Source organism: Wolbachia pipientis (assembly GCF_030373985.1).
GTDB lineage: Bacteria > Pseudomonadota > Alphaproteobacteria > Rickettsiales > Anaplasmataceae > Wolbachia > Wolbachia pipientis_D.
Map to the genome: position 1 here is coordinate 136578 of NZ_JAUCRB010000001.1, position 24953 is coordinate 161530.

The 24953-nt window shown below is 34.6% G+C and carries 27 protein-coding genes, 1 tRNA gene and 4 pseudogenes; 21 read left to right on the forward strand and 11 right to left on the reverse strand.

What is annotated here, in order from left to right:
* Positions 1-240: 240 nt before the first annotated feature.
* The 15 genes from QUS22_RS00695 (at position 241) to ruvC (ending at position 7651) form a co-directional block, all read left to right on the forward strand.
* On the forward strand, positions 241-549 hold the full coding sequence (locus tag QUS22_RS00695) for a hypothetical protein (RefSeq protein ID WP_289513081.1): 309 nt from the start codon (positions 241-243) through the stop codon (positions 547-549).
* Between the two features lie 96 nt (positions 550-645).
* On the forward strand, positions 646-825 hold the full coding sequence (locus tag QUS22_RS00700; protein WP_289513082.1) for a hypothetical protein: 180 nt from the start codon (positions 646-648) through the stop codon (positions 823-825).
* A gap of 60 nt (positions 826-885) precedes the next feature.
* Positions 886-1101 carry a hypothetical protein gene (locus QUS22_RS00705; protein ID WP_289513083.1) on the forward strand — a complete coding sequence of 72 codons (216 nt, stop codon included), beginning with the start codon at positions 886-888 and terminating at the stop codon, positions 1099-1101.
* A 366-nt stretch (positions 1102-1467) separates the two neighbouring features.
* Positions 1468-1752: a hypothetical protein gene (locus QUS22_RS00710; RefSeq protein ID WP_289513084.1), complete on the forward strand. Its 285-nt coding sequence runs from the start codon at positions 1468-1470 to the stop codon at positions 1750-1752.
* A gap of 205 nt (positions 1753-1957) precedes the next feature.
* Entirely contained in the window at positions 1958-2407 is a 450-nt protein-coding gene (locus tag QUS22_RS00715; RefSeq protein ID WP_289513085.1) for an ankyrin repeat domain-containing protein, read from the forward strand.
* The gene (locus QUS22_RS00720; protein WP_353477710.1) at positions 2398-2700 is read left to right on the forward strand and encodes an ankyrin repeat domain-containing protein; all 303 of its coding nucleotides are present in this window, start codon (positions 2398-2400) and stop codon (positions 2698-2700) included. The genes QUS22_RS00715 and QUS22_RS00720 overlap by 10 nt, the downstream gene beginning before the upstream one ends.
* The gene (locus QUS22_RS05475; RefSeq protein ID WP_353477711.1) at positions 2694-2807 is read left to right on the forward strand and encodes a hypothetical protein; all 114 of its coding nucleotides are present in this window, start codon (positions 2694-2696) and stop codon (positions 2805-2807) included. Before QUS22_RS00720 ends, QUS22_RS05475 begins: the two co-directional genes overlap by 7 nt.
* A gap of 117 nt (positions 2808-2924) precedes the next feature.
* On the forward strand, positions 2925-3227 hold the full coding sequence (gene rplU / locus QUS22_RS00725) for a 50S ribosomal protein L21 (RefSeq protein WP_289513087.1): 303 nt from the start codon (positions 2925-2927) through the stop codon (positions 3225-3227).
* Positions 3228-3237: 10 nt separating this feature from the next.
* A complete protein-coding gene (gene rpmA, locus QUS22_RS00730) occupies positions 3238-3507 on the forward strand; it encodes a 50S ribosomal protein L27 (RefSeq protein ID WP_289513088.1) in 270 nt (89 codons plus the stop codon).
* 9 nt (positions 3508-3516) lie between these two features.
* A tRNA-Ile gene (locus tag QUS22_RS00735) sits at positions 3517-3593 on the forward strand.
* A 62-nt stretch (positions 3594-3655) separates the two neighbouring features.
* A complete protein-coding gene (gene metK / locus QUS22_RS00740; RefSeq protein ID WP_289513089.1) occupies positions 3656-4828 on the forward strand; it encodes a methionine adenosyltransferase in 1173 nt (390 codons plus the stop codon).
* Between the two features lie 190 nt (positions 4829-5018).
* Positions 5019-5498 carry a thiaminase II/PqqC family protein gene (locus QUS22_RS00745; protein WP_289513090.1) on the forward strand — a complete coding sequence of 160 codons (480 nt, stop codon included), beginning with the start codon at positions 5019-5021 and terminating at the stop codon, positions 5496-5498.
* 181 nt (positions 5499-5679) lie between these two features.
* Positions 5680-6336: a thiaminase II/PqqC family protein gene (locus QUS22_RS00750; protein ID WP_289513091.1), complete on the forward strand. Its 657-nt coding sequence runs from the start codon at positions 5680-5682 to the stop codon at positions 6334-6336.
* A gap of 7 nt (positions 6337-6343) precedes the next feature.
* Entirely contained in the window at positions 6344-7162 is an 819-nt protein-coding gene (locus QUS22_RS00755; RefSeq protein ID WP_289513092.1) for a cytochrome c oxidase subunit 3, read from the forward strand.
* Positions 7163-7651 carry a crossover junction endodeoxyribonuclease RuvC gene (gene ruvC / locus QUS22_RS00760; protein ID WP_289513093.1) on the forward strand — a complete coding sequence of 163 codons (489 nt, stop codon included), beginning with the start codon at positions 7163-7165 and terminating at the stop codon, positions 7649-7651.
* A 118-nt stretch (positions 7652-7769) separates the two neighbouring features.
* Here ruvC and QUS22_RS00765 read toward each other — a convergent pair.
* From QUS22_RS00765 to QUS22_RS00775, 3 genes and pseudogenes are all read right to left on the reverse strand, one after another.
* A pseudogene (locus tag QUS22_RS00765) lies at positions 7770-8961 on the reverse strand (IS4 family transposase).
* Positions 8962-10120: 1159 nt separating this feature from the next.
* Positions 10121-10318 (reverse strand): hypothetical protein, encoded by a 198-nt coding sequence (locus QUS22_RS00770; protein WP_289513094.1) that lies wholly within the window; start codon positions 10316-10318, stop codon positions 10121-10123.
* 26 nt (positions 10319-10344) lie between these two features.
* Positions 10345-10794, reverse strand: a pseudogene (locus tag QUS22_RS00775) (ankyrin repeat domain-containing protein); the annotation flags it as partial.
* A 306-nt stretch (positions 10795-11100) separates the two neighbouring features.
* Between QUS22_RS00775 and QUS22_RS00780 the strand changes: the two are divergent.
* Positions 11101-12123 carry an NAD(P)/FAD-dependent oxidoreductase gene (locus QUS22_RS00780; RefSeq protein WP_289513095.1) on the forward strand — a complete coding sequence of 341 codons (1023 nt, stop codon included), beginning with the start codon at positions 11101-11103 and terminating at the stop codon, positions 12121-12123.
* Positions 12124-12428: 305 nt separating this feature from the next.
* Here QUS22_RS00780 and QUS22_RS00785 read toward each other — a convergent pair whose 3' ends face one another.
* The gene (locus QUS22_RS00785; RefSeq protein ID WP_289513096.1) at positions 12429-12578 is read right to left on the reverse strand and encodes a JAB domain-containing protein; all 150 of its coding nucleotides are present in this window, start codon (positions 12576-12578) and stop codon (positions 12429-12431) included.
* 95 nt (positions 12579-12673) lie between these two features.
* Entirely contained in the window at positions 12674-12880 is a 207-nt protein-coding gene (locus QUS22_RS00790; protein WP_289513097.1) for a hypothetical protein, read from the reverse strand.
* A 363-nt stretch (positions 12881-13243) separates the two neighbouring features.
* Here QUS22_RS00790 and secG point away from each other — a divergent pair, with 363 nt between their 5' ends.
* The 4 genes from secG to dcd all read left to right on the forward strand — a co-directional run bounded on the left by secG (position 13244) and on the right by dcd (position 17012).
* A complete protein-coding gene (secG, locus tag QUS22_RS00795; RefSeq protein ID WP_353477712.1) occupies positions 13244-13564 on the forward strand; it encodes a preprotein translocase subunit SecG in 321 nt (106 codons plus the stop codon).
* Positions 13564-15168, forward strand: coding sequence for a CTP synthase (locus QUS22_RS00800; RefSeq protein ID WP_289513099.1), 1605 nt, complete (start codon positions 13564-13566; stop codon positions 15166-15168). Before secG ends, QUS22_RS00800 begins: the two co-directional genes overlap by 1 nt.
* Before the next feature lie 41 nt (positions 15169-15209).
* Entirely contained in the window at positions 15210-15626 is a 417-nt protein-coding gene (locus QUS22_RS00805) for a nucleoside deaminase (protein WP_289513267.1), read from the forward strand.
* Between the two features lie 828 nt (positions 15627-16454).
* Complete coding sequence (gene dcd / locus QUS22_RS00810) at positions 16455-17012, forward strand: dCTP deaminase (protein WP_289513100.1); 558 nt, start codon at positions 16455-16457, stop codon at positions 17010-17012.
* A gap of 539 nt (positions 17013-17551) precedes the next feature.
* On the opposite strand, the gene pheT is transcribed toward dcd, so the two are convergent.
* From pheT to QUS22_RS00825, 4 genes are all read right to left on the reverse strand, one after another.
* Positions 17552-19885, reverse strand: a complete 2334-nt coding sequence (gene pheT / locus QUS22_RS00815) for a phenylalanine--tRNA ligase subunit beta (protein WP_289513101.1) — start codon at positions 19883-19885, stop codon at positions 17552-17554.
* A 192-nt stretch (positions 19886-20077) separates the two neighbouring features.
* Positions 20078-20212, reverse strand: a complete 135-nt coding sequence (locus QUS22_RS05480) for a type II toxin-antitoxin system RelE family toxin (protein WP_353477713.1) — start codon at positions 20210-20212, stop codon at positions 20078-20080.
* A 72-nt stretch (positions 20213-20284) separates the two neighbouring features.
* The gene (locus tag QUS22_RS00820; RefSeq protein WP_289513102.1) at positions 20285-20455 is read right to left on the reverse strand and encodes a hypothetical protein; all 171 of its coding nucleotides are present in this window, start codon (positions 20453-20455) and stop codon (positions 20285-20287) included.
* Between the two features lie 307 nt (positions 20456-20762).
* Entirely contained in the window at positions 20763-21869 is a 1107-nt protein-coding gene (locus QUS22_RS00825; protein WP_353477714.1) for a D-alanyl-D-alanine carboxypeptidase family protein, read from the reverse strand.
* A gap of 577 nt (positions 21870-22446) precedes the next feature.
* Here QUS22_RS00825 and QUS22_RS00830 point away from each other — a divergent pair.
* Positions 22447-22958: pseudogene (locus QUS22_RS00830) on the forward strand (gamma carbonic anhydrase family protein).
* A 16-nt stretch (positions 22959-22974) separates the two neighbouring features.
* Here QUS22_RS00830 and QUS22_RS00835 read toward each other — a convergent pair.
* Positions 22975-23877, reverse strand: a pseudogene (locus QUS22_RS00835) (Rpn family recombination-promoting nuclease/putative transposase).
* A 54-nt stretch (positions 23878-23931) separates the two neighbouring features.
* A complete protein-coding gene (locus QUS22_RS00840) occupies positions 23932-24108 on the reverse strand; it encodes a hypothetical protein (RefSeq protein WP_289513104.1) in 177 nt (58 codons plus the stop codon).
* Positions 24109-24953: the final 845 nt, after the last annotated feature.

Genomic DNA, 24953 nt, shown 5'->3' on the forward strand with positions numbered 1-24953 from the left:
TCGGCGGTTAAATGAACCTTTCCTAGTATTATGTACCAGGTGGAATGGATAATGCTGCTTCTCAAATGTGCAGTAGATAGGGAGTATTCTTTTTATCTATTCATAGAGAAGAAGTTAGCTAAAGATTTTGATGACATCGTTCTTTGTCATGAACAAGACTGGAAAATAATACATAGACTCATACAAAACCAAGCACAAGAAAGGTAGAAACAAAAAGATCAGAATAGGTGAATTATTAACGTGAAAAAGGATGGTGCATTTGGCTTGATAAAATATCTAATTTCTTATTTAAAGATCAAAAGTAACGGAGAGTTTAAGGGTGAAATAGAGGATTTTGTTATTGTTACAAATGCTGACTTTGATTCCAAGGATTTGATATCGCATCCGGGCAGAAAACTAAGAATGATGTTGAGTGGAAAGAATAAAGGAAAAGAAGTTTCAGTGATAAGGATAGACACAAAAGATGAGTTTCTGTATATAGGTAATGGTGCAGATATAAATTTGATAGTAGTATTATCCCATACTTGCAGGAAAATAAGGATTTTATAAAACATGAGATAGGTAGAGAAGTCAGCAATGAAGAAATAGAAGACTTTTTAAATAAATTAGTATTTGCAGTCAATTTGCCAAGTAAAACCGAACTGTATGAAATCATTAAGAGAATTTTGCAAGGAATTCAGCAATACCGATGTGGAACACTTCTGCAGTCATTACCAGGATAAAGCGCTGACTTTGATGAAGAAAGAAGAAGAGGAATCTCTATCATACAAGCAAGCGAAAGCCTTACTGGAAAAAATAAGAGAGGAAATTTTAGGAGCAGTATAGTTGAAATAATAGAGCCAGTGGCATCTTTTACTGGAAGAAGCAGTGAATTAAAAGCCATAAATGATGCACTATAAAGGAATATGGTCAGGCAAGCAGATTAGTGGTCTTGGGGGGATAGGTAAGAGTGAGTTGGCTAGAAAATATGCTTACAAATACGGAAAAGATTATTATGGTAATGTTATCTGGATCAATGCTAAAAACTTTGAGTATATAACAAATTCTTTCTTTGGGTTAGCTAAAGACAAGAAAGTAGGCATTTTTCCTAAAGATAAATAGGAAAGAGACAAGATAATAGAAACTCTTGTTAAAGGAATATATGCTTTCTTTGCAAGAAGGGGAGGAAAAAGCCTGTTCATTTTTAATAATGTTGAGGGATATGAGGACATTAAAAGTTTTTTACCTTCATGCTTACACCATAAACATAAAAAACCTTATGTTCTAATTACTTCTCGTAATAAAGATTGGAGAATAGCAGAAGACGAGGGAAAAATAAAAACAATACAGCTAGGTGTATTCAAAGAATACGTAGGCTGTCAGGTTTGTCAAGAGTGCCTCAAATATAAGAGATAATTTACAAGATAAAGAAACAAAAAAAACTAACAGAGGAATTACAATATTTCCCACTAGCTTTGGGACAAGCAGTTGCATACATATAATGAAAGCAATATTGTATTAAGTTGTAGAGGCAAAGAAAGAGTTGAAGTTAGTGACTATCTGAAAAGATATGAAAAAGAAGCGGAGAAACTGCTCGACTTTGAGTCCAAATATAAAAGTGATCGCTATACTGAAACAACATTCATAACTTGGAAAATTACAATTGACACTATAGTAAAAAGAGAATGTGGGCCAGAAGCATTGAAGATTCTAGAAGTAATAACTTATCTTTCTCCTGACAATATTCGTATAGGAGAAATTTTTTCAAGTTGATAGCAGAAGATAAGGAAAAGCCATAGGAGGCTGTTGAGCTACTCGATAGATATTCAATGATTGACTTAAAAGAAGGAGTAGCAAACATTCACAGACTAGTGTAAAAAGTAACTGAGTTGAATTTACAAAAGGAAGACCGGGCAGAAGAAGTTCTTAGAAAAGCTCTAGAATTGATAAACAGTGATTATATAGCAATTGTCATATTGTGACTATTTGGAAATATGCAAGTAAATATGATAAGTTGATTGATGATTTTTATTTTCTTCCTATTTATAGTGAACAAAAATATACGCCATTACATTTACTTGCTGAGAGTGGTGACTACGAAGCAGTGAAGATCCTATTAATACATATAGAAGAAAGATACACAAGTAGACTGAGCAAGGTTGTTAATACTGAAGACGGAGATGGCTATACCCCCTTACACCTTGCTGCTTATAGCGGGAAATTAGGTGTGGTCAAATGTCTTACCAGTAAAGGTGCTGATGTTAATGTTAAGGATAAATACGGTAATACTCCATTGCATATGGCTGTTGAAGGTGGAAAGCTGGCTATAATAGAACATCTTATTAGAAATGGTGCTGATGTTAATGTTGAAACAAGTATGATGAGACTCCACTATGTACTGCTATTCGGAGTAGAAAACTGGAAATAGTGAAATATTTCTTTTATAAAGGTGCCGACATCGATAAATATAACGGTACTCTATTACATTTAGCTGTTTGTAGTAGAAAACCTGATATAGTAAAGTATCTTATAAGCAAAGGGGTCAATGTTAATGCTAAATACCATAAAATGCCATTACATCTAGCTGCTTCACGTGGACTAGGTAGGGCAATATTTTCTATTCAAAAAGGCGGCAATATTAATACTAAGAGTAAAAATGACAACACTGCACTACACTTAGCTGCCGTAATGGGAAAAGTTGCTGTAGCAAAATACTGCTAACACACAACGTAGATGTAAATGCTAAGAATAATGAAGGAATGACAGCATTGCATCATACTGCTAAATATAATCACCAAAGGGCTTGTGGAGTTATTTTTAGCTCATGATGCAGTTCATGTGCCTATTGAAGGCGTCAGATGCAGCTTGAGAGGAAAATTATTTACCTTGACATCATATATGACGTCCTTTACGATTAAAGTTAACAATAAAAGTGTATATTTGTTATGTTTGCGGTGATTGAAATAGGTGGAAAGCAGTATCTAGTAAAAAAAGGTAGTGTAATAAAAGTAGAAAAACTAGAAGCTGAGGAAGGAAAGGAGATAGAGATTGATAAGATAGTTTGCCTTTCAAACAACGGTTTATCTTATTCACCTAATGCTACTGTTAAAGCTAAAGTGCTTGAGCAATGTAGAGGGAAGAAAATTTTAATTTTTAAAAAGAAGAGAAGAAAAAATTATCGTAGAAAAACTGGTCATAGACAGTATATAACTGTTCTTCGTATCAATGAAATTAATCTTCAAAAATAAGAGGTAAGATATGGCAACCAAAAAATCAGGTGGTAGTTCATGTAATGGTAGAGACTCCGCAGGTCGTAGGTTAGGGGTAAAAAGGAACGGGAAAGTTATTCCTGGTAATATAATTGTCCGTCAAAGGGGGACAAAATTTCATCCTGGAAGGAATGTTGGTATAGGTAAGGATCATACGATCTTTGCTAAAATAGAAGGTTGGGTCAAATTTAGAAAGTCGGCAAATAAAAAGATTTTTATTGATATCTTGCCTGCAGCTAATGTACAAGCTTCAGCTTAAACAAATCAGGGGTCTGTAGCTCAGGTGGTTAGAGCGCACGCCTGATAAGCGTGAGGTCGGAGGTTCAACTCTTCCCAGACCCACCATTTTGTTCGTTCAGACTTTTTTCTATAGCAACTTTGATATTATGTATAAGCAAACTTAACGCATGAGTTTAAATAAAAATTTAATAACCAGTGAATCAGTTGCAGCCGGTCATCCAGATAAAGTTGCAGATCAAATTTCAGATGCAATACTTGACGAATACCTTTTTACTGACTCTTTCTCACGAACTGCAATAGAGACTTTAGTTACCAAAGATAATGTTATCGTAGCGGGAGAAGTGTTCGGGCCTAACATCGAAAATGGCAAAATTGAAAATACTGTAAGGGATACAATAAAAGATATTGGTTACGAGCACGATGGATTCCACTGGAGAAAAGTGAAAGTAAATATATTACTGCATGAGCAATCAAATGATATTGCTATAGGGGTGGATAAAGGTGCTGGGGATCAGGGCATAATGTATGGCTATGCAACAACAGAAACAGAGAGCCTCATGCCGGCGCCCATTTTTTATGCGCACTTGATTTTGAAAAATATCATGAGTGTAGTTAAAGAAGCAAAACTTGGTCCTGATGCAAAATCGCAAATTACTTTGGCATATGAGCATAACCTTCCAGTACGTGCTGAAAGTATTATCGTTTCAATACAGCACCCTGAAGATCTGGATCAATTAAAAGTAAAGGAAATTATTTATCCTTATATAGTTTCATCTTTACCTAAAGGGTGGATGTGTTCTGAGGAGAATCTCCTGGTCAATCCAACTGGTAGGTTTATTATTGGTGGACCAGTTGGTGATTGTGGGTTAACTGGACGAAAAATTATGGTTGATAATTACGGAGGTTACATTCCACACGGTGGAGGGGCGTTTTCTGGAAAAGACGCAACAAAGGTTGACAGATCTGCAGCTTATATGGCAAGATATCTTGCTAAAAATATTGTTTTTGCAGGTTTGGCCGAGCGCTGTCTTGTACAGCTTTCCTATGCAATTGGTGTATCAAAACCTACTTCATTCTACATTGATACGTTTGGTACAAATATGGTAGATGAAAGAAAGATCAAAAAGCTTATCGAAAATAACGTAGATTTATCAACTAAAGGTATCATCAAGCGTTTACTACTTAACCGTCCTATATATAAACGTACAGCCTGTTATGGACACTTTGGTAAAAAATCAGAAGAAGATGGTGGATTTTCTTGGGAAAACATAGATTTATCTGGTGCTCTTTGTAGAGAATTTAATATGGAAAACAGCAGAAAAATTTCTTTGGGTTGCTAATTTTTGATTTTATAGCTCAATACTGATATACTAACTCACATAGTAATTATACTACATTAATAACAATCTCTATACTTACAAGGTTTGCAAAGTGTGTAACAGAGCAAAAGAATAATTCTACAATATAGTTACAAGAGAATCATCTGACCTTATTGGTAGAATAAAAGAACATTCTTTTAATATTGAGTCAATGAACAATACGCTAGATTATGAAAAATTTAAATTTTGCCTTCAACAAGATTTTTTGTATGTAGCGGATTGCAATCGCGCCTTATTGATTATTGCGGCTAAAGCTAATGATACTGAGATAATGGGTAAATTAACTTGTGTAGCCGTTGGCACTTTTGCTATACAAAATTACTATAGAGAACATTTTATAGATTGTTATTTATCCGGCAACCACAAAAAGTCAAGGTCTTGCTCTGCTTTTACTGACTTCTTCATGCGTGTTGCATATCATAACTCTGTTGCTGAAGCTTTAGCAGCATCTTACCCATGTTTTTATATATATCAAATCGCTGTTTGTCACCTTGTAAAAGGTAACACTAACCCTAACAACAGATATCAGAAATGGATAGATTTTTTTGGTACTGACATGACAAATAACATAATTGATGATATAATTAAAATTATGAATAAGCTATATAAAAAATACAGCGAAGATGAATGAAAAATTTTGTTGGAATTCTTTCGTAATGGATTAGAGCTTGAACCGGCGCTCTGGGATGAGGTGTATTATTCTAATATCTCAAAATTAAGGAATGTTAGCAGTGAATCATTCATGTTAACTTAATTTTATTGGTACTGTAATGTTCAGTAGTATAATTAGGAACTGTTATGGGTCAAACCTTTTGAGGTGTATAGTTAATCACCCTTTTAATGTTGAATTGATAAACGACACTTTAAACATAGAGAGTTTTAAGTTCTATATCCAGCGGGACGCATTATTTTTAGACGACTATGTTCGCACCACATTAATTACCGTATCTAGAATGAAAGATTATGATAACATAATCCTACTTACTAAAGTGGCACAATGGTCAATAGCTGCCAATAAGTTTTTATATAACCGCTACTTTACTACATACAGTGTAAGACATGGAAAGAAATCTCCTGTGTGTTTCAACTTTACCAACTTTCTGTTATCTATTTCATATAGTGCTACTTATGAAGCTATAACAGTTTTGTATTCTTGCATGTTTATATACAAGACTGTCATTGATGATATGAAAAGGGGGTTCAAGAAAAATAACAGATATAAAGATTGGTTTAATTTTTATAGCAGTTATTCAATAGAGTCTAGATGCGACATCTTGGAAAATATTGTTCATGAGTATTGCAAAAGGGTAGGGGGAAATGAAACGAGCAGAATGCTTGAATTATTTAGAATAAGTGCACAATTTGAGCTAGACTTTTGGAACAACACATATTATTTTCTAAAATGCAATCAAGTTTCTAGGAACATTGACAATTTTAAGCTAGTTTGTATGCTTAATACTTATCTCTGAAGATGGTATGAAAAGTAAAGAACATGATTTTCATTTGGTAGACCCAAGTCCTTGGCCAATTGCTGTATCAGCAGCAATCCTTATTCTTGCACTTGGGTTAGTTGGCATGCTCCATAAACAAATTTCTGGAATATTTGGTCTGGTTTTAGGAACCTCTGCAGTACTGTGGATGTTGTTTTATTGGTGGAAAGATGTAATAAAAGAAGCAATTTATGATAGATGCCATACTGCCATTGTTAAGCATGGACTCAAGTGTGCAATGTACTTGTTTATCCTTTCAGAGGTTGTATTTTTTATAGTGTTTTTTTGTTCATTCTTTAAAGCCTGGCTCAATCCGGTTTTTTTATTTGAAGCGTTTTCTCCTACAAAGAGAATTGAATGGCCTCCTGAAGGCATTTTGCCTCCTAATCCATGGTCGTTACCGTTCATGAATACGTTAGTATTATTACTTTCTAGTACAACAATTACCTCAGCACATCATTTTTTGCTCGAAGACGATAAGAAAAGCATGATCAAAATGCTGTCCATGACTATACTACTTGGAATATTTTTTGTAATAGTGCAAGCAATAGAATATCATGAAGCAAGTTTTTCTTTACAAGAAGCGGGAATCTATGCATCCAATTTTTATATGATTACTGGTTTTCACTGTGCACACGTTATAATAGGAATAATATTCGTGTCAGTGTGTTTGTTTAGAGCACAAAAAGATCAATTTACATCTCAGGATCATTTGTGCTTTGAATTTGCTTCTTGGTATTGGCACTTTGTAGATATAGTCTGGATATTCTTGTTTGTATTCCTTTATTGGCTAAGTGTTTTTTAAGTGGTTAAAATAATAGGTCTCGATCCGGGAATAAGTAAAACTGGGTGGGCTATTATCGATCTGAATGAAAAAAATAATATCGAGTTTCTAGGAAGTGGCACTATATCAACTGACAGTAAGCTTAATACAGGTGAACGCCTGCATATAATTTTTGAGCAATTAAAGAAAGTAATTTCTCTGTATTCTCCAGACGAAGCTGCAGTGGAAAAGATTTTTGTTAATAAGAATCCGAAGTCTTCGCTAACTTTAGGGTATGCAAGGGGAGTTGTAGTTTTAGCGTTAAAAATAACAGAGCTAACTATAAATGAATACGACGCAAACTATATAAAAAAAAGCATCACCGGAAATGGCCATGCTGGTAAGAGTCAGATTATATCCATTGTGAAACAGATAATTAAAAATTTAAATATAAAATGTCACCATGCTGCTGATGCTCTTGCTGTAGCAATTTGTCATGCTTATACAAAAGATTCTTGCTTTGTAGGGTAGTTTTCATGTAAGATGTAGTCAAAAATCTCTGGGTTCCAGCGTCCAACTGTACACACGTTGTAGTTTGATAGCAATCTTGTATCCGTGTTCAGCCAACAGCGTCAACTTAAGGGCCTCCTTAGCAAACTCTCTTAAAGACATGATGGCGTTTGGGCTTATCTACCTTGTTGCAGCTATATAATCGCCCTTGGTCGGACCTTACACGTATACTTGTTATATCAAAAAGGGCTTGAAAGCTTGTTGGCGAACAATTTCCAACAAACACTTGATAGAGTTTCTGCCTCATTACACCAAATAAAACTGAAAAAATTAAACGATACTCAGTAATTTTATCTGGGTTCTAAGGCACTTGAGCATCACACATGTAAAGCGATAATATTACACATGACTAAATTCGCCCAAAATTCTTGTAATGTAGTCTCTAAATTTATTCCAGAAAAATTTCCTAATTCTGCACCTATTTTGAGTTGTTTATAACACTCCTCTATATTCCATCTTAATACATAAGCTTTGCTAATAGCTTCCAAAGTAAATTTTTCTCGGTCAAGAAGTGAGATAATCAATACTTCTGTTTCTCCACTGGAGAACGTGAGCACTATAACTCTTACTCTTTGTCCTTTTATTTTATTTTCTAGCTTTTTGTTTTCTAGTATAAAATCAAAATCTCATTCTCCAGACAAAATTTGTTCCCATAGCTTGCTATAATTTCTTGTTTGCAAGAGAAAAATAAAATCTACTTCCAAATCATAATGCTGCTGAATGAATTTTACTGAAGGATAACCACGATCGTAGATAAATAATAATCTATCTTGATTTAATGAACGCATTTGAGTGACAACTTCGGGTAATTGCTCTTCCGCCAACGTTTGTTCACCTACATTCCAAGCCGCAAGGCGAACATGGCCAAACTCGGATACAATTTCCTCAGAGCTGGGTAGTCTTATACCATAACCATCTGCTGCAACAAGTCTGTAACCTCTCCAAGCTCCATACTCGGGTTCATCTTGATAGGCTGTTTGGATGCTTAGCTCCAGTAATTCTTTGAACCCTGTGTGATAAATCTTATATCTTGCTTTAGAAAAAGCTTACTTTGATGGCGGAACTTTACTAGTCAATGGATCCATAAGTTCACATTCTATTCCTAAACTTTTTTTAACTAACTTTAAAATCATAGAAAATACTATCGTAAAAGGAAGTTTTCTTGTTCGCGTGCAACTGTTTTTTCCAACACAATGGATTTTCTGAAAAGTTTTCGAGTATATTATATTTTCAATTCGTAGAATAAGATTTTTCCTTTTTGCATGTTTCACCTAAAAAGGACACATTTTTAACTTCTTTGTCAAAAGAAAAATAGAAACAAAAGTGCTGTTTATTGCAGCTTTTGGATAATTTAATGGTAAAAATTTTAGAGAGAAATTTTATGTACAATCACTGACATTTTCCCTTAAGTTGACTCCATTGGCTGAACGCTTATCAACTAATCTAAACTATAAACATTGAGAAATTCACTAAGTGAGAAAAAGGCAAAAAAACCCGCAGTAGCTAGTTATTAACTCTTTATTTTAAAATTTGACGTTGGGTAATGTCTTGAACGCTTTATAAGCGCTTTTCATCTCGCATAAGTAAAAACCTAGAAATTTTATAAAGACATAAGGTGCACATAGTGCAAAAAATTAAACAATAATACGCCAAATACAAGTTTTCTTGTCCTTCTAATTTGCTCAGATTGAGAAGTTAGATAATAGCCCTAGTCCTGTATGGTAATGAGGTAGGTGAGGTTTGTCAAGGAGCTTTTTTATTTAATTCTTAGCTCCATTTCTATGGCTTAAAAAAATCTGGATTCTGGTATTATGCGCTAGAATTCAGAAGAAAAGAAATATGGATCTGAGTGTCAAGCTACTTGGATGACAGAGCTCCATTAAGGAAGTTTGTAGTAACTTCTATTCAGCCTTTTTATAGAACCTGAGGACACCTTAGCACTTGGACCATCAGACTTAAAGCCGGAATCATACTCTCTATTGAAGTTAGAAGATGTTGTTGTTTTCAAACATCTTAATCCTTCCTTTATGCTATTTGCTGATGCCTGATTAGAAAAAAAACAGAACCATGAGCTTTATTGAGGCAGGGATTAGATATGATATTTTTAGGCATTCTTTCTCAACTCCTTGCTTGAAGAGTTTGTTATGGCGTTTTTACGTTGGTATGACTACCGTTTAACTTTCCTCTATTTTGAAGAGCAGTAGTACATTGTTGTTGATGAGGATGAAGAGTATCGCAATTTTTAAATATCTTCATTCTTTTCTTTACGCTATTTACTGACACTTGATTAGTAGAAGAACCAGAATCATACGCCTTGTTGAAGCTAGGGTTAGACGTTTTATTTTCAGGCCTCTTTTTTACAGGAGGAGCTTGAAGTCTTGTTTGTAAATTAGCAGGCTTTGGCGATATTGATGGCTTCTCTATATTTGGCTAGCAGCTTGACAAAGCTACAATTTTGGAATCTTGTTGGCCTGGGTCATTATCAAATCTGTAACCACTGTCAGGAATACCGCTTCCTTTTTTACTGTCCGATTGAGGATTTGAAAGTGTTTGGTGTTCACTTTTGTCATTATCCCAATTCCAAGTGTCATCACTATTAATACTCAATACACTATCACTACAACTCATATGAACGTTATCATCATGTAACTCATCTATATTTTCGTAAATATGCTCTTGATTATATTATGATCACAATCTCCATATTCCCTTTCACGTAATGTTTCTTCTATCTTTTTGCAGAAAGATACATATCCGTTCTTATTTTTCTGATCTTCCATAACGCTTTGTGGTAAGTTATACTCTACCCTACCAAGTTCTGTTCCTGCTTTTAATAAGAAGTCAATAATCAGTAAGTCATCTCCACAAGAAAACCTTCTATAGAAATCTCCAGTTAAAGATGAATTCTTCTCATCAACCGAAAAATTTTTAATTACAAACGTCAATGGAGTTTTTCCATGTTGATCTTTTGAATTGACATCAATTTTATATTTAATAAATAACCTTACCATTTCTTGATTGGAATTTTTTGCAGCATGATGTAATACGGTATTGACTTCTTTATCACGTATTTGACCTATATCGAATGAATTAGATACTTTTTTAAGTAGGCTAAGCGACTTTTTACGATTTTTGCTTTATTGTTTGCTGTAGCTTTGACTATTAGATTATTCTTAATACTCATGACATTTATTTCACTATTAATTAGTAGAGTTAGTATATTATTGTAATTACATAAAAATTTATTTCTTCTTTAACCTGTGGCTTTGCCTAGTACAAAACAAAGAAAATCTACTAGACTGGGAAGAAGAACGCTAACTCATATGTTTCCCAATTTTTTTCAAATAATACTCTACATAAATTGACTTTGTTAACAAAACCAACTAATCTCTAAATAAATTACTACCTGAATGGAAAGCATTGAAACTGACATAGTAATAATAGGTGCAGGGCCTGTTGGAATATTTACTGCTTTTCAAGCAGGGATGCTTGATATGAGATGTCGTATAATAGATATTTTGAATCAAGCGGGGGGGCAATGCACTGCTCTTTATCCAGAAAAACCGATATACGATATACCTGGTTATCCTGTGATTACTGCTCAAAAACTAATTGAACGATTAATGGAGCAGGCTTCGCCATTTGAGCCTGTTTACCATTTAAGTCAAAGAGTAGAAAAAATTGCGGACAACGGCGATCAAAGCTTTACTGTAATAACAAGTACAGGTATAGAGGTGAAATGCAAAGCTGTTATCATTGCCGCAGGTAATGGAGTGTTTGAACCTAACCGCCCACCTCTTGGTGGTATATTAGAGTATGAAAATAAATCTGTATTTTATAGCGTAAATAAAATTTCTGATTTTCAGGATAGAACCATAGTTATTGCAGGAGGGGGAAATTCTGCAGCTGATTGGACCATAGAACTTTCTAGAATTGCAAAGAAAATTTATATGATACATCGAAGAAAAGAATTTCGTTGCACTCCTGAAACTAGAAACAAGTTAGAATCACTTGAAAGCAACGGGAAAATAGAGCTTGTAGTGCCATATCAATTACACGAACTAGCCGGAAATAATGGGCGATTAAGCGCAGTGATAGTAAAAAACATTGTCTCTAAGGAAGAAAAAGAAATACCTGCTGATTTTTTACTGCCATTTTTTGGGTTGTCGATGAATCTGGGTCCAATAAGCAATTGGAACATACAGCTAGAGCATAGCCACATAGTTGTTGACCCTACTACACTTAAAACCAGTAGAAATAGGATATATGCAATCGGAGATATAGCTACTTATTCAGGCAAACTAAAGTTGATATTAAATGGTTTTGCTGAAAGCGCCATGGCTTGTTATGACATATACAAAGTCATCTATAATTCCCCAGTCAACTTTCAATATTCAACTTCAAAGGGAATTAAGGGGAAAGAAAGTGAGTAAAATAGCCCGAAGTCATGTCGCCCGTAGGTATCTATTTTCGAAGGCAGTTCGTTAATCACCTCAAACATAAAGGTATCTGCAAGTAGAAACGAAAAACTACTTGACAAAGTACAAACAGCCTCATTACCCTCTGGCAGAGGGGCTGGGGCGCTTGTCAAGTAGCTTTTTACAGCACAACTATCTACTTTAATTTTAATGTTGTTTTTTTCTACCACACCACTGCTAGCAGAATAACGATAATCTAAGTTACTATAGCTATTAAAAGCTTTTACAACAATCTGTTTTCCTTGAAACTAAAATAGCTATTAAATGTAATAAATGTGGTCTATTAATTCTATTTCTACACCCTTACAAGTCTCTGTTAGTTGCCTGGTGAGAGATATAACGCTATTTGAATGTTGCGTATCTCTGCCTGGATGGTTGTGAGATATTACAATGGATGTTGAACCAACCAAAAGAGCACGCTTGATGATTTCTCTAACATAAAGAGGTGTTTAATCTATTGTACCAATATTTTGTAGGTCTTCCGCTATTACACAATATTTTTTATTTATGTAGATGACGCAAAATTTTCCTTGTTGAGGCTTACTATACTTATTCTTAAATAATCAAGCAGTTTTTTACAGTTATTGATTATAAGCAGGTCCTTTATTTCCTCTCTTGCAGAAGGAACAAAAGCTTGTTTTACACAAAAGATGGCAGATATAGCCGCATTGTTAACTCCATCACTACTTTGTAGTGTTTCTAAAATCATCAATAAAAACTTTATTCAAGCTGCCAAATTCTCTATCAGACTCCTTACCACCGGCTTTACATCAATTCTACTATATGCTGAATACAAAATGTGCTCCAAAATTTCATAATCTAGTAGCGATTATCTATTATCTGAAATAATTTTCTCTCTTAGGCGCTTTCTATGCCCCTTTTGTAATCTTTCACCACTAATAAATTGTTTGCTGTGTATCTCCTATAATAAGAAATTAGATCCTTAAGTAAAATACTTAATAAAACTCTTTATCACTCCTGCGTGTGACTCTAGCTACTTGAGTGACAGGTATTTATAAAAACTTGACTTATGTACTTTACGCTCCTAAAATCCTTATTTTCAGCCCTACTTATAATGTCAGTAATGATACTAAGTGTATTTCAAATAATATTGGTTGCTATGCTAGTAATTTTAGTACTCTTACAGCCTCCTGGGAGTAGTTCACTAAGTGGTTTTAGCAGCTCGCAACAGGGGCTCAATTCAATGATTCCAGTCAAATCTTCTGCAAAGCAGCTTAGCAAAATAACGGCTATAGTTGCCGGATTGTTTATTATGAATACACTGCTATTATCAGGACTGTGTTCAAAAGACGTATATAAAAAGTCAATTGCAGAGAAAATTGCATCAGAAAAAAAACAAAAAAACAAATCTATTTCTGTCCCCTTTGAAGATTAATGAAAGAAGCTAAATTTATCTTTGTAACAGGTGGGGTTGTTTCATCACTTGGCAAGGGTTTAGTTGCTTCAAGTGTAGGCGCTCTTCTTCAAGCTCATGGCTTTAAGGTCCGCATCAGAAAACTTGACCCATATCTGAATATTGATCCTGGAACAATGAGCCCAACTCAGCACGGGGAGGTATTCGTTACCGAAGATGGTGCAGAAACTGATTTAGATCTTGGGCATTATGAACGTTTTACTGGAATTAAAGCAACCAAAGACGACAATATAACAACTGGTAAAGTATATCATGAGTTATTGAAGAAAGAGAGGCGCGGTGATTATTTGGGCAAAACTGTACAAGTCATTCCTCATGTGACAGATTTGGTCAAGTTGTTTATTTTTAATGGTACGGAAGGTTTAGATTTCGTAATATGTGAAATAGGTGGAACTGTAGGCGATATTGAAAGCCAACCGTTTTTAGAAGCCGTGCGTCAAATTAGCTATAAGCTTGGAAAACAAAGAGTTATCCTTATCCACCTGACTTTAATACCATATCTTACTGCAGCGCAAGAACTAAAGACAAAACCAACACAGCATTCAGTCCGAGAGTTAAATTCCGCGGGGTTACAACCAAATATTATATTGTGTCGTAGTGAGAAGGGAGTTTTCAACAATCAAAGAGGGAAAATAGCCAACCTCTGTAATGTTTCTTTACCTAATGTAATATCTGCTCCTGATGTGAGCCATATATATGAATTACCAGTCCTATATAATCAATGTGGACTTGGCACACAAATTTTGGAACATTTTCACTTAAATAAGCCAAAACCAAGCCTAACTGAGTGGGATCAAATAGTACACTCTATGAGACACCCAACACAGGAAGTCACTGTATCTATAGTAGGAAAATATACTGAATTTCCTGATGCTTATAAATCACTGGTTGAAGCATTAAACCATGGTGCAATTAGTAATAAGGCTAAGATAAAAATAAACTGGGTTAACTCAAGGGAAAAGAGTGGAGAACCTATCGACAAAAAACTCATAGAAGAGAAATTACAGAATTCTCATGCAATCCTTGTTCCAGGCGGATTTGGTGATGATGGAGTAGAGGGTAAAATATCGGCAATAAGTTACGCTCGCATGCACAATATCCCATTTTTCGGAATATGTCTTGGTATGCAGCTTGCGGTTGTTGAATTTGCTTGCAACGTCATTAAGCTTGAAGATGTACACTCTGAAGAATTTTGTACCTGTAAACATCCAATCATTAAACTAGCTGGTGGTAAAAACTTTGATCTTGGTGGTACTATGAGACTTGGAGCATATAGATGTAATATAAGCCCAGGTTCCAAAATGGCAGGTGCGTATAGTGATATTACTATCTCGGAAAGGCATAGACATAGATACGTAATTAATTTAGATTATAAAGATGATTTAGAAAAAAATGGGTTGATATGCATTGGTATATCAGAAGATGGAACGTGTATAGAAGCAATAGAGCTAGAGAATCACCCATGGTTTATCGGTGTGCAATTTCACCCAGAATTTCAATCAAAGCCGTTTTCTCCTCATCCTCTTTTTGTATCGTTTATTAAAGCAGCAGTTAATAAAATATAAAAAAAGAAGATTGACAGAGAAAAGTGTTTAAATATCGATACATGGAGCTTGCCATAGAGCAAGCAAAACTCGCTCAGAAAAACGATGAAGTTCCCATAGGGGCTGTAATAGTTAGTGAAAGCAATATCATTTCCTTTTCACACAACACATCCAATGATCCAACTGCACATGCAGAGATGTTAGTGATCAGACAAGCATGTGAATTGCTATCAACTTCAGCGCTTTATAACTCTGATATATATGTAACATTAGAGCCGTGTCCGATGTGCGCTCAAGCTATCTCCCTTGCAAGAATTAAACGGGTATACTTTGGAGCTTATAATCTAAAAGGTGGAGGAATCGAAAACGGTGCTAAGATATTTCAATTTTGCAGCCATATCCCTGAAGTTTACGGTGGAATATTAGAAACAGAATGCGCTTCTTTGCTAACGGATTTTTTTGAGAAACTAAGAGACTAATTAAATCTACCAATTATCGTTAGACTTCCCTGTCATTCTAACTCGTGATGCACAAAAGATGTCATCTAAGTGGCCTAACTACTTGTATCTAGCTTTCCACGCAACCTCATCAAAAATGTTTATTTTAATATAAGACCATTTATTTCAGAAAATATTATATAAAAAGTTACTTGACAAGCTTCACCAGTCCCCTTAACCATGGCGTTGGGGTTATTTTATTTAACTTCCCAATATGTGCAGATTAAAACGGCAAGAAAACTTGTGCTTGGTGTGCTATTGTTTAATTTTTTCACTACTTGCACCCAATGTCTTTATAAATCTTACCTAGGCTTCTAGGTTTTTTCCTATATAAGCTGAAACGCGCTTATAAAGCATTCAAGACATCATCCAACGTCAAATTTTAAAATAAAGAGTTAATAACTAGCTACTGCGGGTTTTCTTTGTCTTTTTTTTCTGCTTAGTAAATTTCTTAAACATTTAAACTAAGGTTAGTTGCAGTTTAAAAGCAGCTAAATTGTAGTGTTTAGGACTTAAAAAAGCCAATACTGAAGATAGATATTAACCGGGGCTTCTTTGGCCTTGTTTTTACTTAGTAAATTTCTTAATGCTTATAGCTTAGGTTAGTTGCAGTTTTAAGGGTCCGAAAGAGGTGTCATCCCAGTATCTGAGCACTGAAATGACACCCTTCTGGCAGGCTCGAATCATAATTTCATACAGTTGTGTGTCGGCTACTTGGATGACAAAAATTGCTAATAATCCAACACTATAGTTTACATTTAAATTTTATTTTATATTATTGTAAGTATTACGTAACCTTAAGAGACAATTATGGCGGTTATGCCAGATAAATGGATAAAAGAAAAAGCTGAAAACTTTGGGATGATAGAGCCTTTTGTGGATAACAAAAGTAGTAAAGGTGTTATATCTTTTGGACTATCATCTTATGGGTATGATGCAAGAGTAGATAGTAAATTCAAGATTTTTACTAATGTCAATTCGGCTATAGTAGACCCTAAGAATTTTTCCGAGAATAGTTTTATAGATAAGGAAACAGATGTATGCATAATACCACCAAATAGTTTTATACTTGCAAGTACAGTTGAATATTTCCGTATACCAAGGGATGTACTGGTTATCTGTGTTGGTAAATCAACTTATGCAAGGTGTGGGATTATAGTAAACGTTACACCCTTAGAGCCTGGGTGGGAAGGTCATGTTACACTCGAATTTTCAAACACTACTCCACTTCCTGCAAAAATTTACTCTAACGAAGGGGCATGCCAATTTTTATTTTTAAGTGGTGAGAGCGAGTGTGAAAAATCATACGATGATATGAAAGGAAAATATATGAAACAGTATGGTATTACCTTGCCTCTGGTAAAATAACCATTGTTATTATATCATTAATATACCATATTTTTTCCTGTTTTCTAGCCCAAGTTTTTACTTCCGCACTTTCTTCATCTTTAATTATCATAAACTTGTAGCATATGGTTTGCTGTGTGCATCTTCTTAATAAAAACTTTAATTATTTATTATAAATGGCTGAATCTCTTGATTATTTCTTTGCTAAAAAGAAATGTTCAAAAAATCATGTTATACTACATAGTATATAAGAATCTAGATTTTCGAGCTGAGCGAAGTTGCCTAAGCTGGGAAATGGACCAGGAAAGATGGTTTTATAAATATATACTATTTATTATAGTAACTGTTCTTAGTGATACATGTAGCCTACATCTTGCTGCGATATTATAATTATCTTCTGTAAAGTTTAAAAGTTATAATACTCGAGAATATGGTTGAATAATCACCAGTAAAGGTGCGTAATTGTCAGTTTTTTAAGACACTCTAGAGCTGTTATCCTTTCCAAAATTTTCTATCCATTCTTTCTTAATCCACTATCTTAAACGCATACATCACTTTAGCTATACCCTCAAAGTCCCTCCGGTATTTTCATATACTAGATTAATTATAGCACTTGATTCTTTTTGGATTTTCTCTTCAGTTAAAGAGTGAGTTGGAGAGCAGAAAGTAACTGATAATGCTATAGACATCTTACTCGGCTCCATATTATTTTCATGATATACATCAAATACTAAAACTTCTGTGATGAGCTCTGAGCTTTTTTTTAATATATTGATTATCTTACCCGCTTCTATATCCTTATTTACAATAAACGCAAAATCGCGCTTTACACTTTGATATTTATAATCGATAAATTTTTTTCTACCTACAGGTAAATTTTCAATATTCTCTAGTATTACTTCAAAGCCTACAACTTTTTGCTTGATATCAAAAAAATCCAGTATACTCGGATGCAGTTCTCCAAAATAACCCACTATTTTACCTTTAAAAGAGAAGGTGCCTGATTTCCCTGTGTGGTAATATTTTTTTTCTGCTCTCTCTATCATTAAATCATCACAACAGACGTTAAAAAACTCCAAAGTTGCCACAAAATCAGCCTTTGCGTCAAAAACATCTATTTTCCTATCGGTGTTATAATGGTTTCGCGGCAAATTCTTTCCTGACCTAACTCCACTTAAAACATACTTAGGTTGATTGAGACTATCGTAAACTGGTCCAATTTCAAAAATTGCAAGATCAAGCGTTCCATAGGCAATATTATCTGCAGTGACTTGCAATAAATTTGGGATGATACTTGGCCTCATTATATTGAAATTGCTATTGAATGGATTATCAATGGTAAATAGCTTATCTAAGTAGCCAAGTTTTTCAGCTGTTGATTCACTCATAAATGACCAAGTGAGCACTTCGTGAAATCCTCTACTTGTCATCAAAATGCGCAGGTCATCATGCGTGCTGGTTTCTACCGTAACATTGCTTGTTAGTGGTTCTTCTTTTATTTTATCGTATCCATATATTCTTACTACCTCTTCAACTAGATCAGCAGGTATGGTGATATCTGGTTTCCAGCTTGGTACCTGTACATTCCAATTACTTTCAGTTCTTTTATCAATGCTGAACCCTAGTTTTGTTAAAATATCGAACGTCTCATCAGGCGATACAGGCACACTTCCAAAATTGCTTGCATCCTGGCAATCAAAGTTTACCTTAATATCAGCCCTATCCAAATTGCCAGCAGACACTACACTTGAGGCTTCTCCACCACATAAGTCTAAAATCATCCAAGCCGCAAGGCTTAGCCCATCAAGGGTAAACCCAGGATCAACTGAACGTGCAAATCTGTAGCTAGAGTCTGTGGAAATCCTCAGCTGTCTTGAAGATTTAGTAATAGAGATAGGATCAAACCAAGCAGACTCCAAAAAGATATCAGTGGTTTCAAGGGTACATTTACTGCACTTACCACCTATAATTCCAGCAATTGCATAAATATTTTTATCATCAGAAATAACGCTTATGTCTTTGTTTAGTAAGTATTCTTTACCATTCAAATCAGTAAATTTTTCTCCGTTGTTTGCTTTACGTACTACGAGCTCTCCTTCTATTTTTTTTGCATCATATGCGTGCATTGGGCGGCTAAAAGATATCAAAACGTAATTAGTAACATCAACTATTGCAGAAATGGAACGCATCCCTATCGATTCCAATTTATCCTTCAACCATTTTGGGCTCTCTTTATTTTTTACATTGGCAATGTATACTCCACTGATAAAACTTTCACTGTCGGTGACTTTAACATCAATTGGTGGTTCTATAGAATAGGTAAATTGTGGAACGCTTAAAGCCTTCAATGTTCCAATTCCAGTTGCTGCCAAATCTCGAGCTATTCCGTAAACGCCTAGGCAATCTCCGCGGTTTGGAGTAACATTTATATCAATCACAGGGTCACAATTGAAAAATTTATCTCCTACTTTATAATCATCAGGAAGCTCGATGATTCCTTCACTTTCCTCTTGAATCAATGCAAGTTCAGAAGCAGAGCAGAGCATTCCTTCACTTAGCACTCCTCGTATTTTTGTGGCCTTAATTGTAAAATCACTTTCCGGTAATGTGCTACCAGAAGATGCAAGTACAGTCTTCATACCTTCCCTAACGTTGTTTGCTCCACAGACTATCTGCAGAGTTTTACTTCCGTCACCTACTTTGCATAGCTTTAATCTATCAGCATTTGGATGAGACACGACTTCTAATACTTTCACAACAACAAACCCAGTCAATTTGGCATTGTTAATCACATCTTCTACTTCCAGCCCTATATGGCTTAACTTATCAGTAATTTCTTCTAAACTAGCATTGGTTTCTAAGTGCTCTAATAACCAGGATAACGTGAATTTCATCTACCTTTAAGGATATACTAAAGAAATTATTTTAGTATAAAATCTGGTGATTTTAAAGCTTATGATTTATTTATAATTAATTTTCTCTATCATACCTCCATACATCCAATCTTTATGTCTTTTTAAATTCTTCAATAAAGAAAGTGGGTTTAGTGGGTTTATAGAAACATATATTATTTATAGTAGATGTTTTTAACAATGCTTATAACTATCTTTCCTATGCCTTACTGCAGTAATGAGTACTGTATAATCTCGAGCATTTATTTGATGAATTATACAGTAATCACCAATACGCAACCTGAAATATCCTCTAAATCTGCCAGTAATGACTTTCTAATTTAGTGGAGTTAATTCTAAGGTGCTCTTATAATGCTTTATTTCCACTTGATATTTTCGTGATCAACATCTCCATTTGACGTCTTCATAATCAACTGTCTCTGCACCTGGAGTGTTACGCTTAATAGAAAGCTCAGCTAGTGCAATGTCTTCTCCATGTTCAATTGTTTCCTGTATGAACTCCTCTGCGAGCTCTTGAATGAACTGGTCTTTCACTTTTAGCCAAGCGAGCAAGATCACCTAAAGTTTCTTTACTGAGAGCTATGTTAATTCCTAAGTTAGCCATATGCTTTACTAAAGTCTACCACTATAGACATTTTACTACATCTTTTTTAATTTTTAAATAAAAAAAGTAGTTTATATATTAAAAATATATAGAAGAATTTTATTCTTTATGATATTACAAGAGGTGATTAAAAATAAAGAAGTTACGCCGGCAGCTGGATACTGAAGGAGGAATAATAAACGATATCAGCTCCATTATAATTTACAGTGCATTACAATTCGTGTCTAACTTTTTGGTATAGTGCTTTATTTAAACTTAAAACAACATCCTAAAAAACTTTTCTACGTAATTTAATTCCTGCACATCATTCACTGCATAAAGTGGTTCAGTTTGCTGCTCAACACCTGGTATTTCTATAAAAATTTTGCCCACTTCTTGCCCTTTTTTAATTGGTGCAGGTATCATATCTTTATATTCAACATGTACCTTAATTTTGCCATGCAAATTACGGTTGTAAGTTATGGTAACATCGTTTGCAACTGTGACGGGTACTTTCCTATCTTTTCCATATAGAACATTTATTTCCTCGACTACACTATCTTTAGCGAATATTTTCTTGGTATAGAAATGATTTAAGGAATATTGTATCAGTCTTTTTGCTTCTTCTATTCGCTCTTTCTCGGTATTTAAACCATTTACAACAGCAAAAATTCTCCTATCATTTCGTTTTGCAGATACTACAATCCCGTAACCACCAGCGTTTGTATAGCCGGTTTTTAATCCGTCAACCCCGATATCGTGGAAAAGTAGAAGATTTTTACTTTTTTGTAAAATGCCATTGTGTGTCAGATATTGTTCAGAAAATAAATTGTAATATTCAGGAAAATCGGTGAAAATCCTTTTTGCTAGTCTTACTAAATCTTTTGCACTCATAAAATGATTCTCATCCGGCCACCCACTCGAGTTGACAAAATGACTGTTGTTTAGATTCAATTCTTGTGCAACTTCGTTCATTTCAATCACAAAATTCTCTTCTGATCCCGCAATGCCCTCAGCTAGTGTTATGCAGGCATCGTTACCTGAAACTGTTATGATTCCTTCGAGTAATTCTTTCACCGTAACAGATTGACCTTCCTTCAAAAACATAGAAGAGCCCTTCCTTTCCCATGCTTTTCTATTTACTCGAAATTTATCTTCCATGTTTATTATTCCAGCTTTTAAATAATCGAAGGCTACATATAAGGTCATTAATTTGCTCATTGAAGAAGGAACAATTCTTTCATCGGAATTGTGCTCAAAAATGAACGAGTTTGAGGCTAAATCTAAAACTATTGCTTGCTTTGCTTTGGTTCTAAATTGATATGAATATGAAGAAAAAGGAAGTGAAAAAACTAACAGTAGAATTACCAATTTGCCCAATATGTCCATAGTTTTAAGTTTATAGTGCACTAATTAATAGTATAATTTTACAGGAGCATTTCAATAGATCTCTTGCGTAGTTTTTGGCAGCGTGTTGGATTCAATAAAAACGAAAAAAGTTGCTTGACAAGCTTTAACAACTGCATTACCTTGACATCAAGGGTATTTTCTAGCGGGTTACATCAAATTATTGGGGCTGCATATCTTTTAAACTCTTTCACATTCAGCCAAATCGTGCTTAAACTAAGCGTCAGTGAATTATTGCAGCGCCAATCTAAAGTATTAGAGGGTCAAAAATCGCTACTCGAGGTTTCTTTGTCTTTTTTTTTATTTAGTAAGTTTATTAACATTTAGATTAGTTTCAATTTAAGAGAGGTGTCATGCAAGTAGCTGACACCATCCTTTCTCCTCAATTCCAGTGTCTGGGCACTGGGATGACAGAAGAGGAGCACTGAGATGACAAGGTGGAGTATTTTTGGGTATCATCCAAGTCATTTGACACTGAAATCTAAGAAAATATTTCTTGTTTAGTAAGAAAATCTTACTTAAGTTGTATAACGCATAAAACCGCAGGCTCAATATGTACTACATTTTAAAATACAAAAACTATGAACCAAAAATAGATGAAAGTGCTTTTATCGCAGGTGGTTCACATATCATAGGCAGAGTTGAAATAGGAAGGAATGCGAGCATCTGGTTTTGCGTGATCAGAGGAGACGTTGGATCAATCAAAATAGGTGATGAAACGAATATCCAAGATGGAACGGTAATTCATGTGGATCGAAATCCAGATGGTGATACAATTATTGGCAATATGGTAACAGTAGGCCATTTTTGTGTGTTGCACGCATGCACGTTACATGATAGAGCATTCATTGGTATGGGCTCTCTGTGGTGGATCATGCGGTTGTGGAATCTGAAGCTATGGTAGCTGCTGGCTCACTAGTCACACATGGAAAAGTGATAAAAAGTAGAGAAATATGGGCTGGTAGGCCAACAAAATTCTTCAAAAAGATGCCGAATGAAGAAGTTAAGCATATTACACAATCAGCACAAAATTATGCCCTGCTAATAAAGGAATATAAAAATTGAAAGCATACGCGTTATGCTATTCAACTTGATCCTGCAACTCTTTGATTTCACTAATGGAAAGGCCAGTAAGCTTGATAACAGTGTTGACATCAACATGACCAGCATTGCTTTTGCAACTTCAATTTTTCATTCTTCTCTACCTTCTTTCTTACCTTTCTCTTCACCAATTTTGATGCCTTTTTCAGTGGCATCATCAAGTTTTTGAGCGAGGACAGCCTTTTCATCACTAATACACTTTACCTCTTGTTCATAGACAATAAATTCTTTTTCTGACCAGTTGAATCTATTTAGCTCTTCATATGCCTTTTTGATTAGGACATCACTACTTATTATTTTTTCCAATTCTTTTTCACTGGGTTCATCTGCATTCTTGAAGAAGTAGGTCCATTTTTCAATTATATTTTCTAACTGATCTTCCTTAGTCTTGGAAAATTTAGGTAACTCAATAAACGCAAAATAAAAATCTTTTAAATCATATACATTAGTATCTTCATCGTAAATAGTATGCTTTGATTTATATTCAGGCTTACCAGGGAAGAGAATACAATCTGCTATAGCGATTAAGATAATCTCTTTAAGATCCTGACATTGCTGATTTTTGTCAGCCTGCCTTGAGTAGGCTTTGGCAGCGTAGCATTGAGCACGTCTTGCAAAGTCTTTTGTTTTAGCAACCTGCATCTCGATTATCATTTGCACCCCATTTCCATCTCTACATAGGACATCAACAATACTTTATTCTAGAGGAAATTTCAGCATCCATAATAGTACTGAGGAACTCAATTTCTTTTATTTCATCCTTGCCAGCAAATCTCAAGATCTCGTTGAGAAAGTAAATAAGAATATCTTTATTTTTTTCAGTACTAAAGATGCGCCTGAAGGCTACATAATTTTTTGAATCTAGAAATTTAGAAAAAACTATAATAGATTCACTTAAAAAGTGTTAATAATTATACACTATTATTCGATTACTCGGCTATATTTTTAGCTCTAAACAAACTGTATCAAGCCGCTTTACAACATGCCCTATGTTCCTTGCCTCTTTTGCTTTATTAACTTCAGTACTAGGTTTTAATGCTAGATATGTAACACCACTCACTGCTAATGCAGATGCTACTGCTATACCAACTATTACCCAAATATCTAATCTCACTGTACATTCAAGTGCAGTAAATGCTCCCAACCAAGTAGCGAGACCCCATACCAACAGTAGCAGTTACCGTGCTCCATTGCCTCGTTTTGGTTGCACAATTGCTTTGTTTTTAGTTTCTAATTCAACTTTTTCACTCTCTAACTGCTTAACTTTAGCCTTTTGATCTTCCAAGTCTGCCTTTAACTTCTCAACATCGGCATTTGGTTGTTGTTATCTTAGTTGTGCTATTTCGTCAGCTTTAACTTGCAGCTGTTACTATAAATCTGCAAATTCCTTATTGAATTTACTTGCATTTAGTATATTATCTTTTAACTCTTCCTTAATCAACTTGACAATTTCACCCACATCTTTATTTTGACCAGTCTCTATTATAGATTTTATTTTGTCTTGTAGCTGTGTATAAAGTTGCTCTTTATTTTTTATACTTCTAATAAAGTATTTTCTATTATTTTGTTCTTTAAATTTTCATCATAGAAAGTCTTGACTTTGTCTGCTAACCTTGATCTATTGATTCAGTTAGGCCTTTTATTTTTTTACTTAACTCGTCAGTAAATAAACTATCAATTGCAGTACCAATTTTCTGATGTTCACCTGTTAAAAACAGTCTAGTTCAGTTTGTAAGCTTGCTCTTTCCTGCTCAGTTTCCTTCCTTTTGAGCTTCTAATTCTTCTTTTTCCTTCTCTAGCTGCTGAACTTTAGTATTTAACTCGTTTTTTCAGCTTCTAATTTTGTTTTTGCTGCCTCAGTTTCCTTCTTTGCAGTTTCTAATGCTGTTTTTGCCAGCTCAGCTTCAGTCAACTTAGCTTGTAGTTTTGCTTCTTTACTATCTAACTCCTCCTTCTTTG

Bases quoted from the DNA above. Each gene is read 5' to 3' on its own strand.
- QUS22_RS00700 (WP_289513082.1), top strand. From the start codon at position 646: ATGAAATCATTAAGAGAATTTTGCAAGGAATTCAGCAATACCGATGTG.
- QUS22_RS00705 (WP_289513083.1), top strand. From the start codon at position 886: ATGATGCACTATAAAGGAATATGGTCAGGCAAGCAGATTAGTGGTCTT.
- rplU (WP_289513087.1), top strand. From the start codon at position 2,925: ATGTTTGCGGTGATTGAAATAGGTGGAAAGCAGTATCTAGTAAAAAAA.
- rpmA (WP_289513088.1), top strand. From the start codon at position 3,238: ATGGCAACCAAAAAATCAGGTGGTAGTTCATGTAATGGTAGAGACTCC.
- metK (WP_289513089.1), top strand. From the start codon at position 3,656: ATGAGTTTAAATAAAAATTTAATAACCAGTGAATCAGTTGCAGCCGGT.
- QUS22_RS00745 (WP_289513090.1), top strand. From the start codon at position 5,019: ATGAACAATACGCTAGATTATGAAAAATTTAAATTTTGCCTTCAACAA.
- QUS22_RS00755 (WP_289513092.1), top strand. From the start codon at position 6,344: ATGAAAAGTAAAGAACATGATTTTCATTTGGTAGACCCAAGTCCTTGG.
- QUS22_RS00770 (WP_289513094.1), bottom strand. From the start codon at position 10,318: ATGAGTTGTAGTGATAGTGTATTGAGTATTAATAGTGATGACACTTGG.
- QUS22_RS00780 (WP_289513095.1), top strand. From the start codon at position 11,101: ATGGAAAGCATTGAAACTGACATAGTAATAATAGGTGCAGGGCCTGTT.
- secG (WP_353477712.1), top strand. From the start codon at position 13,244: ATGTCAGTAATGATACTAAGTGTATTTCAAATAATATTGGTTGCTATG.
- QUS22_RS00800 (WP_289513099.1), top strand. From the start codon at position 13,564: ATGAAAGAAGCTAAATTTATCTTTGTAACAGGTGGGGTTGTTTCATCA.
- QUS22_RS00805 (WP_289513267.1), top strand. From the start codon at position 15,210: ATGGAGCTTGCCATAGAGCAAGCAAAACTCGCTCAGAAAAACGATGAA.
- dcd (WP_289513100.1), top strand. From the start codon at position 16,455: ATGGCGGTTATGCCAGATAAATGGATAAAAGAAAAAGCTGAAAACTTT.
- pheT (WP_289513101.1), bottom strand. From the start codon at position 19,885: ATGAAATTCACGTTATCCTGGTTATTAGAGCACTTAGAAACCAATGCT.